This window comes from Planctobacterium marinum, from assembly GCF_020687805.1.
In the GTDB taxonomy this organism is placed as follows: Bacteria; Pseudomonadota; Gammaproteobacteria; order Enterobacterales; family Alteromonadaceae; genus Planctobacterium; species Planctobacterium marinum.
In genome coordinates this window covers 434985-447858 of the sequence record NZ_JAJEWQ010000001.1, presented here as the reverse complement: position 1 = coordinate 447858, position 12874 = coordinate 434985, and the positions used below count along the sequence as shown (strand labels likewise).

The window sequence follows — 12874 nt, the reverse complement described above, 5'->3', positions numbered from 1 at the left end:
ATGTTTACTCATTTGTTGCCTGAGCGTGTTTAACGTTACTGCGGCAGTGATACAAAACCTTTATGAGACCAAAGTGCGGGTTAATAGCCAAACTGTGGCTGCACAAAATAACGCGATTCGCGATAGTTACTATCAGGTGTTGGTTAAAGTCAGTGGTTCAAAATCCATTACAGAAGTGTCTGAACTAACGTCTAAAGCCGGTGACGCGAGGGATTTAATACAGTCATTTCGCTTTGAGATTATCGATGGTGAGCGGTTTATGGTTGCTCAGTTTGACGAAGGAAAAATCAACCAACTTTTAACCGATATAGGTAAACCGATCTGGGGTAAACGGCGGCCTGATACACTGTTGTGGTTTACCTGGCTGAATGAACGAGACGACAGAGAGTTGGTTACCGCGACGGCAGATCCTGAGGTTAAAAAAATCTTATTAGAACAAGCGCAAATCCGAGGTATTCCTTTCAGTTTTCCGTTAATGGACATAGAGGATGCACAGATTATTCATGTTTATGATGTATGGGGGCGTTTTGATGGCGTTGTTAAACGCGCGAGCCAGCGGTACCCGAACGACAATCTGGTTGCGGCGAGGTTGTTTGACCGACGACAGCTAACCACAGCAAACACAGAAGTATCAGAGCAAATGCGCTGGCAAATAGACTGGCAGGTATTAAATGATGAATTGATCGAGGAAGGGACTTTGTTTGCAGCGGAACGCAATCAGGTTGTTACTCAGTTTATCGATATGTTAGCCAATAAACTGGCTGAGAAATTTGCCGTGGTATCCCGTAGTTATGAAACGCAAAACTCAGTGACCATGACTATCATCAATCTGGATTCCATTGAGGCTTACGTGTCAGCGAAAAAGTTTCTGGAATCACTGGCGATTGTTAACAGTGTCCGGTTACTCAATGTGTCGGGGCAGAATGCCACTTTTCAATTGGATATCGTGGGGGTTCAGGAAGATCTGATAAATACCCTGGAGCTGGACGCAAAAATATCTCAAAAAACTGATCCATTCGGCAGAGTGGTTAATGAGATGGAGTTTATATGGCTTCGATAACCCCGCAGTTAGCCTTGCCCATTTCCAGCTCAGAATTTCATACCTTTGAGAACTTTATTGTTGCTGATAATGTCGAGTTGCTCGAACACCTCAAAGGGCTGGCAGCAGGTAATGCCTCTGAGTCCGTCATTACTTTTGTAACCGGTGGGCGAGGTGACGGTAAAACACACCTGTTGAACGCCAGTTGTAATCTCGCCAACGATAATCAGCAAATAGCAGTTTACATTGACCTGGATGCTGCGGATTCCCTCAGCCCCAGGATGCTGGATGGGTTGGAAAACTGCGATCTGGTTTGCGTAGATAACATCGATGCCATATTGCTCAATAAAGAGTGGGAAGTGGCGGTATTTGATTTGATTAATCGAATATTAGAAAGAGGCAATGTGCACATCATTTTGTCTGCACAAAAAATGCCTAAATTAATGTCATTCCGGTTACCGGATTTGGCGTCTCGCCTGGTGTGGGGGCAGTGTATGAGCATACGCCCGATTGGTGAACAGGAACGTGTTCAGTTATTACATCTGATGGCCAAAAATGCCGGACTGGAATTACCCGACGATTTGGCAAACTTTCTACTAACCCGTTTACCCAGAGACTTACATTCTCTCACCCGTGCGATGAAAGCGCTGGATGAGAGTTCATTACAAGCCAAAAGAAAACTAACAATACCTTTTGCAAAAGACGTATTGGGGATCAGTTAGGCGTTGGTTTTTGCTGTCCGGGTAATTTAGGTCTGCCATGGTGCAAAGCATGTTGCAGATAATGAGCGCGCTGCTCCGCTGATGCACTTTGCAAATCGCTTGCTACACCACGCCCGGCATTGCCATCTAAGTTTAAGTTATCCTGCCAACTTTCGCCCGGGTTCAGATATTTCGGCTCGGGTAAGGTTGGCTGAATCGCGTCAACATCCAGACCAGGATAAATGTTGCGCACAGTTTGTCGGGTGCGACTCAGTAATGCCGGGTCATTGATTCTCGAGCGCTGCCCCCAGGTAACGATTAACTCAGGATTGTTACTAACCACCTCCATGACCGCTGTGTCGGCTTCTGCATTAAACCGATATGCCATCATGAATCGTTCGAATAAGGTCGCGTAATCTTCTCTGATAGAGCTGTAGCTGTAATACATGGCGGCTCTGTCGTTCTCAAACATATCTGCAGCATCGACATCGGTGACATTGCGCTGTGCGGTTGTTGCTGTTGCACCGGCAAAACTCACCTGGGCTAAAGCCTTTAGTTCATCTGAATTAAGTGGATAAAAGGATGCAAAATTAGTTGAGTCTGCTGGCATCAGGTTGTAATAAGTCAGCGGATCAGAAGTAGAGGGGATATCTTGCCATCTGTCCGGTGGGAAATAGTCATTGGCATGGGCCAGTTCGTGGTACAGCAGCCAGGTGGTATCGGCTTCAACGTCTTCGAAGGTACGGCTTAATCGCTGTGCCCTGGGATAGGCAGCTCTTGATAAATAACTCTGGTTGTTACGCACATAACGCCAGGGCATAAAGAACTGTAACTCAGCACCAAAGGCACTGCGAAAATCTGGCACGTCATTCAGGGTGTCGCGTTCTTCCGGGCTTACCCAAAAGTTATTGGCATCGAGATAAATTGCGCCGGTAGCGACCCAGTAAAAAGACGGTCTGACTTCGTAGGAGATAATGATTGCCGTTACGCCGCGAAACAGTAACAACATATCCTGGGCTGCCACGGAGTTTTCAAGGTAAGTTTTTAGTCGGTCACCCATCCATTGGTGGGATACAAACACCCGGTCCATGACGTCTTCAATACTGGGTGACTGAGTTACCTGACCCAGCAGCGGCAAAGTTGAAAACCGGCAGGAACTGCTGACGGTATTATTGTAAACGCAGCTTTCTAACGCATTTGCGTATGGAGAGTCGCTGTTGTAAGCATGCATTTCCGTTGTAACGATGCGCTCCGCCGAATCGGGGAAAAAACCATTGTCACTTGCGGTCACGTTTTTCACCAGAACATAGGCGTCTTCGCTGACATTGTCGCCGTTATCCAACGTCATTGTGGCCCGGAACTGTAAAAGTTGATCGGCGCTAACGGACGGGGCAGTGAAAAACAAAAACTGATTGTCTTCAGTCTGGGTATAATTGCTTTGAGGAACGGTTACACCGGTAGTTTGTTGCCAGCTAATACTGATGATTTGTCGATCGGGTACAGCGTCTGCGCGAAGTGACACCTTAGCCGTTTCGGAAACCGCGTGATCCAACCTGACAGTGGCGCTTTGGTTATTGTCATTCACTAACAGCGTATGATTGTCCTGAAATTGCACGGCACCGTTATTGTCCGTCACCGTTACCCTGAACCCATATTCTCCCGCTGCCGGTGCATCAAAGCTCAACACCTGGCTATCTTCAGTTACCAGATTAATGGTCGTTCCGGACGTTTGTGCCCATTTAAATTGGTAGGCAGAGGCGTCGGTATTTAACATGGCGACTATGCCAACACTTTCGTTGACATTGGCTTCGCTATCTCCCTGAATGGTCAGTTGGGTTGCGGGAGTGGTTGGCGTACCTGGTGACGGCGAATCGCCCGAGCTGCCCCCTGAACCACCGCATGCAGACAATAGCATTACAGAACCTAACAACAACACTCTGGCCACAACGATTTCCTCTATTGTAATTCTGACAGTTTTTTCAATTTTAGCCCCAATTCTCTGCCTCTGCTTCGGGCGTAGTAACAACAGCCAATAAACATCAGCAGTGCAAAGAACAGTTCGATGGCGGCGTACCACCAATTTTGTTCTGTGTATATTGCAGTAAGACCGTGTAAAAAATAAATCATTACAACAAAGTTTGCCCAGGCATAGGTGTAAGGCTTTCCTTGCAACAGTCCGCGAAGGGGAAACAGCAAAGGTAACACCCAGAAAAGAAATACAAACAGATTAGAGTAGTTGCTGGTGCTTAAGACAAAATGCCACAGTATTACCCAGGCCAGCAAACCAAAGTAACCAATTAGTGCCAGCACCCGAAATTGGCGTGTTTGTGCCGACATAGTCGAAACTGTTGAGGTCGTGTTTTCGGTCATGAATTTCTCATTAATTTTTTTGTGATTTGCGCTAAACGTTTACCTTGTTTAAACGCCAATTGCTTCTCGTCTTCGCTTAATCGATCTGCAAACTGATTACTAACGACATGGCTGGCACCATAGGGCGTTCCGCCGGTTTTGGTATCATGCAACTCCGGTTCTGAGTAAGGAATACCACACAGCAGCATTCCCTGATGAATCAATGGCAGTGACATACTGAGCAGGGTCGACTCCTGGCCACCATGCATTGAGGATGATGAAGTAAATACCATGGCTGGTTTATCTACCAGGCTTCCTTTCAGCCACAGTGCTGTGGAGTCCTGTAAAAAGCGTTGTAATGGCGCTGCCATTTGTCCGAACCGGGTTGGGCTGCCCATTGCCAGTGCCGCACAATCAGCGAGGTCTTGCTGGCTGGCATATTCGCTGCCGGTGTCATCTGTTGTCTGCGCAACCGTCATTATGCGGGCTTCCAGCTCTTCACTGGCGATACCTAAAGCAATTTGTTCTGCCAGTTTCTTAGTGGCGCCGTGACGGCTGTAATAAAGCACCAGAATGTAGGCCATCAGAACAGCTCTAACACAGACTCAGGGGGCCGCCCGATACGAGCTGCCTTACTTGTAATGACAATAGGACGTTCCATCAATTTGGGAAAGTTCACCATGGCATCCTGAAGTTGCTGCTCGGTAGAATCACTTTTACTCAGTCCCGCTTCTTTAAATTCCGGCTCTTTCACCCGCATCATTTCAATAAATGAGCTGAGCCCTAGTTTATTTTTCAGCTCAGTAAGTTGCTCACCTGTCAGCGGTGTTTTCAAATATTCAACCACCTCGGGGCTGTGTTGGGCATTGGTGAGTAATTCCAGAGTTTGACGACTTTTAGAACAGCGAGGGTTATGTAGAATGGTGACGTTTGACATGCTAATCTCGAAAAACTAAAAACATCTATTCTAACGATACAACGCTTCAGAGAATACAAAATTGCGCAAAAATATTATTTTTTTTCTGATAGGACTGGTCTCGCTTTCTGCCGGGATTGTTGCATTCAAACACAACCAGGCTGACTTCGTGACCATTGACCAACAGGCTTATCGTTGGGGAGAACTTCGCGGGCAATGGGTGGTGGTTAATTACTTTGCGGAATGGTGTGCACCCTGTCTGAAAGAAGTACCGGAACTCAATAAGTTTCACAACACGTCAGGATATCCACTGTTCGCCATCAGTTTCGATAATGAAACCGACGAACATATGCAGCAGCTTCGCAATAAATATGACATGCGTTTCCCGGTGATCAGTACGGCAATTCCGGCAAAGCTTCCCATGGAGCCGCCAAAAGCATTGCCTGCCACTTACATCATCGATGACCATGGAGTAGTCAGACAACGTCTGATGGGGGAGCAAAGCAGCGACAATATTATTAAAGCAATCACCCGACTAAAGGGACTTTAAACGCTTTTGACTTTCCCGTAACTGTTCAATTCTGGCTCTGATTCGCTGCCGTTCCAGGTTGTTACCTTCAGCAAAGTTATAGGCAGTGTGCAATTCGTCAATCGCATTGGGGTAGGCGGCGAGTAACGAAAAATACTCGGCTTTGGCCTGATGCATTTGCAAGAAAGCTTGTTTTTTACCATGGGCGTCTATCAGCATCTGATAACTCAGAACATGGTTGGGATTTAGCAACAAGTAATCGTTTAAAACTTCAATTGCCTTATCATAGTCGCCATTTTCGATGGCGGCATTGGCGAGATTTAAACTGATCACCCTGTTTCTTGGGATTTTACTGGCCAGATTTTCCAGATTGCGTATTGCCTGTTCTTTGCGATTAAGGGCCAGTGAAATATCGGTGGCGAGATCGATATAATACAGATTTTCAGGATCTTCTTTTAACAACACTTCCAGCGCTTTTTCTGCCTTTAATGGTTGCTCATTGGCCAGGTATGACAATGCCAGACCATAATGCATTGCTTTTTGTTGTACGCCCTGGGTATTGCGGAGCTTATTTTCAAAGTCTGCAATGTTGTATTTGGCATCAAACATGTAACGAGCCTGAATCCGCGCTTTTACCAGATGAAACGGCAGACTGTCTGGCAAGTTTTTGCGCTGGTAATAGGCCTGGCGCGCCCTTGCATCGGAAACCCTGGACTCGGGCAGGGGGTGAGTTTGTAAAAATGCCAACTGCTTAGACTGGCCGCGGCTCTTTTCGACCAGTTTGCCAAAGAATGAAGCAGCCCCACTGACATCAAAGCCAGATTTATCCAGCATATCAAATCCCACCCGGTCAGCTTCCTGTTCGTTAGAGCGCGTGTAATTAATGCCAAATTGCGAAGATGCTGCCTGACTGGCGGAAATTGCAGCAATCCCGGCTTCAGGATCTGCCATAGTGAGCAGAATACCCCCCAGAATACTGGCCAGCGCCAGAGGTGCAGCCTTGCTTTGTGCCGCAATGCGACGCGCAATGTGACGTTGTGTTACGTGGCTAATTTCGTGAGCCAGCACTGAAGCCAGTTCGCTTTCGTTGTCAGCCTGATAAATTAAACCGGTATGCACACCAACATGACCCCCAAAGAATGCGAAGGCATTGATGGCGTCGTTATTGATCCAGAAAAAGGTAAAGGGAAATTTGACATTGTCAGCGTTAACCACCAGTCGGTTGCCAATATCGCTTAAATATTCCTCCAGTAGTGGATCAGAAATGACAGGCGCCTGACTACGCAGCTGCTTCATCATTAGTTCACCAATTTCTTTTTCTTTGCCAATGGTAATTGCATCAGAGGCTACGACTCCGATTTCGGGTAAGGAATTTTTATCTTGCCCAACCTGGGCACTGGCTAAGAAAGCACTGACTGACAGCAATAAACAGAACAGCTTTTTCATCATATCGTTAATTATTTGCTCTTTTTAAAGGTATAAAATTGATAACGTTGAACGGCTAATCTGGTTGACAGGTGGTTATTCCACCGAACCTTCTTCTTCAATGCGCTCAATGATGTGGTTAATGGAGTAGCCTTTTAGACCGACGATATCAATTTCTGTTGCAAGATCTTTTAAAATATTATCAACCGTCATTGCTGCAAACTTCACCAGCTTTTGATCTATCTCATCACCACGGGTAAACGCGAAGCGAATAAACTCAATAAAATCCGGTAGTTTTATCAAACATTGCATGGTGCTTGGGTCCCAAACGGTGAAGTCAATCTTGGGATTGTTTTTACTGTACAAAACCACCGGCTCTTCATTGACCTCAGGCATACAATGCACTTCATAATTGTTGCCAACAAAGCGACGATGAACAATTAACTGCGGCTTTCTCTTTACCGTGATTTTGCCACTGAGTTGCTCTTCACCGCCGAGACGCTCCAGATTCCAGTTGTTTCTTTTAACGAGGCGTTTAAAGGCATTGTCAAAGCCATGAATATTCATGCCTTCAAGCTCGGCAATTGAACTGGCAACTAAATGAAAAAATGGTGGAATTTCTCCCCAGTTAGAACTTTTGCGCTGTTGACTAATGGATTTTAACGTGATGCTTTCAGTCACCGGGGATTCCTTGAATATTTTGGTACCTTGGGCCTGTTTGACCTTTGGTATGTCAGTTTGTTCTGTAAAAACGCATTTTTGGCGAATGGCTTGGGCTGTACCTGTTTATCATTTCTGATTTGTTGGGCGGCAATTCAGGCCACCAGAGCGTCAATCATTCGCGTGGCTAAATGATAATCAGGCCACAACAACAATATACAGACTATATCATGCAAATCTCGTTTTGACAGAATGAGTCTGATAATATGCGCCAAGGAATACTGTAACGGAAGTCTGTGTATGTTTGGAGTGTTTGGTCGTTGGTACGAAAGGAAGTTCTCAGATCCTGACGCAGCTATGTTATTGCTGCTATTGGTATTATCTGGTGTTTTCTTGCTTTTCTGGGGCGGCATTCTGACTCCCGTGATTGTCGCCGTAGTACTGGCCTATCTGTTGGATTGGCCGGTTGTCAAACTGGAAAAGGCACAGGTAGGCAGAGAATGGGGCAGTAGCCTGGTACTACTCAGTTTTATTGGGCTTTCTATTTTAGTTTCTCTGGGCCTGGTTCCCGTTATCTGGCAACAAAGTGTCAATCTTATTGGTGAGCTACCCGACATCTGGCAAAAAGCCCAGGTATGGCTACTGAGTTTACCCGACACTTATCCGCATTTAATTAAAACCGATCAAATCCAGGAACTGCTCGTGGGTGTGGATGACAAGGTGGTGTCCCTGGGTGAAAAAATCATATCCGCTTCTTTCAGTTCTTTGTTTGGATTTGCGGCATTGTTGATTTACTGCATTTTGGTGCCGTTAATGGTGTTTTTTATGCTTAAGGACAAAAACCTGCTACTCACCCAAATCTCAGGCTTTTTACCTACGCAAAGACGGTTAATCGTGCAGGTGGCACAGGAAATGAACCAGCAAATCGTCAATTACATTCGCGGTAAAGTGATTGAAATCATCATAGTAGGAACCGTATCCGTAATCACATTTCTGGTCATGGACCTGCGCTATGCCGTATTGCTTGGGGTGTTGGTGGGATTCTCAGTGCTTATCCCGTTTATCGGCGCAGCTGTAGTTACATTGCCTATTGCCGTTGTAGCGTTGTTTCAATGGGGTATAAGCCCGGAATTTTGGTATGTCATGGTTGCCTACGGCATTATTCAGGTACTCGATGGTAATGTTTTGGTTCCGATTCTGTTTTCTGAAGCGGTCAGTCTGCACCCACTGTATATCATAGTCGCAGTGTTGTTTTTTGGCGGCCTGTGGGGGTTCTGGGGAGTATTCTTTGCGATCCCATTGGCGACGTTGGTTAAGGCATTGGTTAACGCCTGGTCGTCACCCGTTATGAATTATCAAAAGGAAGAAGAAGCCGCACAATAGGTGCGGCTTTGCGCAATAAGTTAGTTGGCTTGTTGCAGATAATTAAGCACCACTTCGTGGTGATCTTTAGTTTTAAACTTGTTAAACACTTTTTCAATCACACCCTCTTCGTTGATGAGAAAGCTGATGCGATGTAAACCATCAAATTCCCGGCCCATGAACTTTTTTAAACCCCAAACGCCAAATTGTTCCGCAACCGCGTGGTCTTCGTCCGAAAGCAATTCGAAATTGAGTTGGTCTCGTTCGATAAACTTGCCTAAGCGTTTAACGGCGTCGATGCTGACCCCGTAAACTTTTACATTTAATGCATCGAGTTTGGCTTTGCTGTCTCTGAGACCCTGTGCCTGCACAGTGCACCCCGGTGTCATGGCTTTGGGGTAAAAGTACACTAAGGTTTTCTGGCCTTTAAAGTCAGCTGAATTGACTAACTGACCATCCTGATTAGGGATACTGAATTGCGGGACGGGTTGTCCTTCGGAAATCGTATTCATGATAAAATCCTATGTTTTCTCTTTCATTGACCCTTGCAGGTTATGTTGTCTAATAAAGTCATTAAACAAAGGTTCAATGGTATCAATTTTTAATTCCTGTGGCATGCTCACCACCATTTTACACTCGACTCTGGTGTGTTCCTGCTCTATATCCACCGTCTTTTGTCGGAACGCATTAATGTGTATTCCGTGGTGGGTAAACAACGTCGTAATATCTTTGATGATACCGACCGCATCCTTACCATTGAATTCGACATCTGCCAAATGAACCAGGTGTTGCTTGGTGTGATGGCTGGTACGTTTGACCATGCAAAGAAGATCGAGTTTTTGAGCCAGACTTGGCAAATTAAACTCAGCTTTAGTGATGGACGACAGCGTCCCCTCTAAAATCATGTTAAAGGAAAAGTCTTGTCCATAGTGAGCCAGACGACTGTCCAAGATGTTACAGTTAAGAGAACATGCCAGTGTCGCAATTTCTCCTAAAATCCCCGCTTTATCAGCACCTAGGAATGTTACAATTAGCTGATGTTTCATACAGTTTTCCTGCGTCGCTCCTTTGTTTTTTTTATGTAGCCAGATAAAACTCGCGGATACCTTGTTTTTAATGGCTTAGGTCATTACCATTAAGCGCTATTTTTCTGGGAGCCCATATGATTAAAGGCAGTATTGTAGCGTTGATTACGCCAATGTCACCTGAAGGTGACGTCGATTATGCTTCATTGCAAAAACTAGTGCAATTCCACATTGACAATGGTACTGATGCCATCGTCTCAGTCGGCACTACAGGAGAGTCTGCTACGTTGCCAGTGGATGAGCACGTAGCCGTCGTTCAAAAGACGGTAGAATATGCCGATGGTCGGATACCTGTGATTGCCGGAACTGGGGCAAACTCGACTTCCGAAGCGATCGAATTGGGTGACTTGATGCAAAGTGTCGGAATCTCCGCCATGCTGAGCGTTGTGCCTTATTATAATAAGCCGCAACAAAAGGGCATGGTTAAGCACTTTCAGGCGATTGCCAATGCTGCAACTGTTCCGGTTATTCTTTATAATGTACCGGGGCGAACCGTTGCTGATCTAGAAGCAGATTCTGTGATCCAGCTGGCACAACACGAAAACATTGTCGCGCTCAAAGATGCCACCGGGGATCTTGGGCGTTTGGCGGAGTTGCGCGATCGGGTGCCAGCAGATTTTGCCTTGTTAAGTGGAGACGATCCAACGGGCTGTGAATTTATGATTCAGGGCGGTCACGGTGTTATTTCAGTGACGGCAAATATTGTGCCTAAGCTCATGTCTGATTTGTGTAAAGCCGCGACAGGTGGCGATCCGGAATTAGCCAGACAAATAGATGCATCAATTGCGGAACTTCATCGGAAATTGTTTATCGAACCTAATCCAGTTATGCCAAAATGGGCGTTGTACAAAATGGGATATTCGCAAAGCCCGTTTTTGAGATTGCCCATGGTGGAGCCTGACATTAGCAGTCAGGAAAGTCTCGAAAAATTATTAAAACAAATGGCGTTGGTTTAATGCAAAAAATACGTAAAAGTGCACCTGTGGTTGCAATGGTTTTGTCAGTTGGGTTAAGCGGTTGTGCCTTATGGCAAGACGAACAGAAAACGGATCCCTCATACCCTTATCTGGATTCCAGACAAACTGAGAAGGTAAAGGTTCCACAAGGAAAAGATACGCCGCAATTTGGTGATGAATATGACATTCCCAATGTTGGCGCTAATGCAGAATCTGGTGAACTGGGCGCAAAACTAGATATCAGTTCACCAAGACTAGTGTTACCGGTAGTTACCGGTTCCCGTATTTTAGAGGGTTCCCGCGAAGCCATTGTGCAGTTTGATCAGGTGCGGGATGACGTAGCGCTGGATACCGCTATCTGGAATTCGTTGATCAGCTACCTGGATGAGCGCGGTATCGCTGTAGTGGATTTTGATAAATCACAACAGCGTCTGAAAACCGACTGGATGATTATCGAAGACGACGGTGATAGTCCCTGGTATAGCTGGACCAAAACTGATCGCAAAGTAGGACAACGTTTCGAATTTACACTGGATATCAAAGCCCATGGCCGGTCCGCCACGCTTTACACCAAACTGGTGGATTATCTCGAAACCATAGATGAAAAAATAGTGGATGAAATTTCTGAACACCAGGTCAGGAAGAACGAAGTTGAAGTCTTAAATGACGTCATCAGTCATTATGAAAAGCAGTTAACGTTGGCGGATATAAGAAAGGCGCGCCAGGTGATGACTGGTTTGCCGATGGAACTAGGATTTGATGCCGATGGTAATGCTGCATACCTGGTTTCTGCCAGTTACGATGTCACCTGGCCAAGATTATTACTGGTGCTGCGTAAGTTGGGCTTTAATGTTAAAGATTTAGATCAATCAACCGGATTGATTTTTGCCACCTATGCCGGCGTGGATGAAGGGTGGTGGAGCAGTTTATTTAGCTCTAACAATAAACTCGAAATCGAACAGGATGATTACCGGGTTGTGGTAAAAGAGCAGGGAGAAAAAACCAGTTTATCGCTGAGAGATGCGGAAGATAATCCCTTATCGGCCAGTAAAATTAGCGAGATGTACCCTGCGTTTCAGCAGGTTATGACCACCAATGATTTAGATATTTAATCTACTGAAGAGCTATCATGCAAAAAACTAAAGAACTTTATCGCGGTAAAGCAAAGACGGTTTACTTAACCGATGACGCCGACAAATTAGTATTGGAATTCAGAAATGACACCTCTGCTTTTGATGGGCAAAAAATCGAACAGTTGGCTCGCAAGGGCATGGTAAACAACAAGTTTAATCATTTTATAATGTCTAAACTGGAAGAAGCCGGGATACCAACTCAGGTTGAAGCGCTGCTATCAGACAATGAGTCACTGGTTAAAAAGTTGGATATGATACCGGTAGAATGCGTTGTGCGAAACCTTGCTGCAGGTTCGATTGTAAGACGCCTTGGCGTGAAAGAAGGCATGGAATTAAATCCGCCTACATTTGAGTTTTTCCTGAAAAACGATGAACTTCACGATCCAATGGTTAACGAATACCATGTGTTATCTTTTGGTTGGGCGACGCAAGCACAGATAGATCGCATGAAAGAACTGACATTTCAGGTAAATAATGTCCTCAAGTCGCTATTCAGTGATGCAGGCATGTTGTTAGTTGATTATAAACTGGAGTTTGGTGTATCAAACGGTGAAATTGTTTTAGGTGATGAGTTCACGCCAGATGGCTGCCGTTTGTGGGACAAAGAAACCCGTGAAAAGCTGGATAAAGACCGTTTCAGACAAGGCCTCGGTGGTGTGGTTGAAGCGTATGAAGAAGTCGCTAAACGCCTGGGCGTTAACCTGGATTAATCCGAAACG

15 protein-coding genes are annotated in these 12874 nt (G+C 45.6%); 7 read left to right on the top strand and 8 right to left on the bottom strand.

Features of this window, described 5'->3' with window-relative positions; translation table 11 throughout:
* Nucleotides 1-25: 25 nt before the first annotated feature.
* Together LJ740_RS02165 and hda are read left to right on the top strand one after the other, a co-directional pair.
* Nucleotides 26-1060 (top strand): DUF2066 domain-containing protein, encoded by a 1035-nt coding sequence (locus LJ740_RS02165; protein ID WP_324255583.1) that lies wholly within the window; start codon nt 26-28, stop codon nt 1058-1060.
* Nucleotides 1048-1761 carry a DnaA regulatory inactivator Hda gene (gene hda / locus LJ740_RS02160; protein ID WP_229527405.1) on the top strand — a complete coding sequence of 238 codons (714 nt, stop codon included), beginning with the start codon at nt 1048-1050 and terminating at the stop codon, nt 1759-1761. Before LJ740_RS02165 ends, hda begins: the two co-directional genes overlap by 13 nt.
* Here hda and LJ740_RS02155 read toward each other — a convergent pair.
* The 4 genes from LJ740_RS02155 to arsC are packed head-to-tail and all read right to left on the bottom strand — an operon-like array spanning nt 1754 to nt 5026.
* Complete coding sequence (locus LJ740_RS02155; protein WP_229527404.1) at nt 1754-3685, bottom strand: PKD domain-containing protein; 1932 nt, start codon at nt 3683-3685, stop codon at nt 1754-1756. The two genes, hda and LJ740_RS02155, sit on opposite strands and share 8 nt — an antisense overlap.
* Before the next feature lie 11 nt (nt 3686-3696).
* Entirely contained in the window at nt 3697-4110 is a 414-nt protein-coding gene (locus LJ740_RS02150; protein ID WP_229527403.1) for a DUF2069 domain-containing protein, read from the bottom strand.
* On the bottom strand, nt 4107-4673 hold the full coding sequence (gene wrbA / locus LJ740_RS02145) for an NAD(P)H:quinone oxidoreductase (protein ID WP_229527402.1): 567 nt from the start codon (nt 4671-4673) through the stop codon (nt 4107-4109). Before wrbA ends, LJ740_RS02150 begins: the two co-directional genes overlap by 4 nt.
* Complete coding sequence (gene arsC / locus LJ740_RS02140) at nt 4673-5026, bottom strand: arsenate reductase (glutaredoxin) (RefSeq protein WP_229527401.1); 354 nt, start codon at nt 5024-5026, stop codon at nt 4673-4675. The genes wrbA and arsC overlap by 1 nt, the downstream gene beginning before the upstream one ends.
* Before the next feature lie 61 nt (nt 5027-5087).
* On the opposite strand from arsC, the gene LJ740_RS02135 reads away from it, so the two are divergent.
* Nucleotides 5088-5555 carry a TlpA family protein disulfide reductase gene (locus LJ740_RS02135; RefSeq protein ID WP_229527400.1) on the top strand — a complete coding sequence of 156 codons (468 nt, stop codon included), beginning with the start codon at nt 5088-5090 and terminating at the stop codon, nt 5553-5555.
* On the opposite strand, the gene bepA is transcribed toward LJ740_RS02135, so the two are convergent.
* A complete protein-coding gene (bepA, locus tag LJ740_RS02130) occupies nt 5541-6983 on the bottom strand; it encodes a beta-barrel assembly-enhancing protease (protein WP_229527399.1) in 1443 nt (480 codons plus the stop codon). The two genes, LJ740_RS02135 and bepA, sit on opposite strands and share 15 nt — an antisense overlap.
* A gap of 72 nt (nt 6984-7055) precedes the next feature.
* The gene (locus LJ740_RS02125; protein ID WP_229527398.1) at nt 7056-7640 is read right to left on the bottom strand and encodes a hypothetical protein; all 585 of its coding nucleotides are present in this window, start codon (nt 7638-7640) and stop codon (nt 7056-7058) included.
* 279 nt (nt 7641-7919) lie between these two features.
* Here LJ740_RS02125 and LJ740_RS02120 point away from each other — a divergent pair, with 279 nt between their 5' ends.
* Nucleotides 7920-9002 (top strand): AI-2E family transporter, encoded by a 1083-nt coding sequence (locus LJ740_RS02120; RefSeq protein WP_229527397.1) that lies wholly within the window; start codon nt 7920-7922, stop codon nt 9000-9002.
* A 20-nt stretch (nt 9003-9022) separates the two neighbouring features.
* Here LJ740_RS02120 and bcp read toward each other — a convergent pair whose 3' ends face one another.
* Together bcp and LJ740_RS02110 are read right to left on the bottom strand one after the other, a co-directional pair.
* Nucleotides 9023-9493 (bottom strand): thioredoxin-dependent thiol peroxidase, encoded by a 471-nt coding sequence (gene bcp / locus LJ740_RS02115; RefSeq protein WP_229527396.1) that lies wholly within the window; start codon nt 9491-9493, stop codon nt 9023-9025.
* Between the two features lie 9 nt (nt 9494-9502).
* Complete coding sequence (locus LJ740_RS02110; RefSeq protein WP_229527395.1) at nt 9503-10027, bottom strand: glycine cleavage system protein R; 525 nt, start codon at nt 10025-10027, stop codon at nt 9503-9505.
* Nucleotides 10028-10143: 116 nt separating this feature from the next.
* Between LJ740_RS02110 and dapA the strand changes: the two genes are divergently transcribed.
* The 3 genes from dapA to purC are packed head-to-tail and all read left to right on the top strand — an operon-like array spanning nt 10144 to nt 12865.
* Nucleotides 10144-11022 (top strand): 4-hydroxy-tetrahydrodipicolinate synthase, encoded by an 879-nt coding sequence (gene dapA / locus LJ740_RS02105; RefSeq protein ID WP_229527394.1) that lies wholly within the window; start codon nt 10144-10146, stop codon nt 11020-11022.
* Nucleotides 11022-12134 carry an outer membrane protein assembly factor BamC gene (bamC, locus tag LJ740_RS02100; protein ID WP_229527393.1) on the top strand — a complete coding sequence of 371 codons (1113 nt, stop codon included), beginning with the start codon at nt 11022-11024 and terminating at the stop codon, nt 12132-12134. The genes dapA and bamC overlap by 1 nt, the downstream gene beginning before the upstream one ends.
* A 17-nt stretch (nt 12135-12151) precedes the next feature.
* Complete coding sequence (purC, locus tag LJ740_RS02095) at nt 12152-12865, top strand: phosphoribosylaminoimidazolesuccinocarboxamide synthase (RefSeq protein ID WP_229527392.1); 714 nt, start codon at nt 12152-12154, stop codon at nt 12863-12865.
* The last annotated feature ends 9 nt before the right edge of the window (nt 12866-12874 follow it).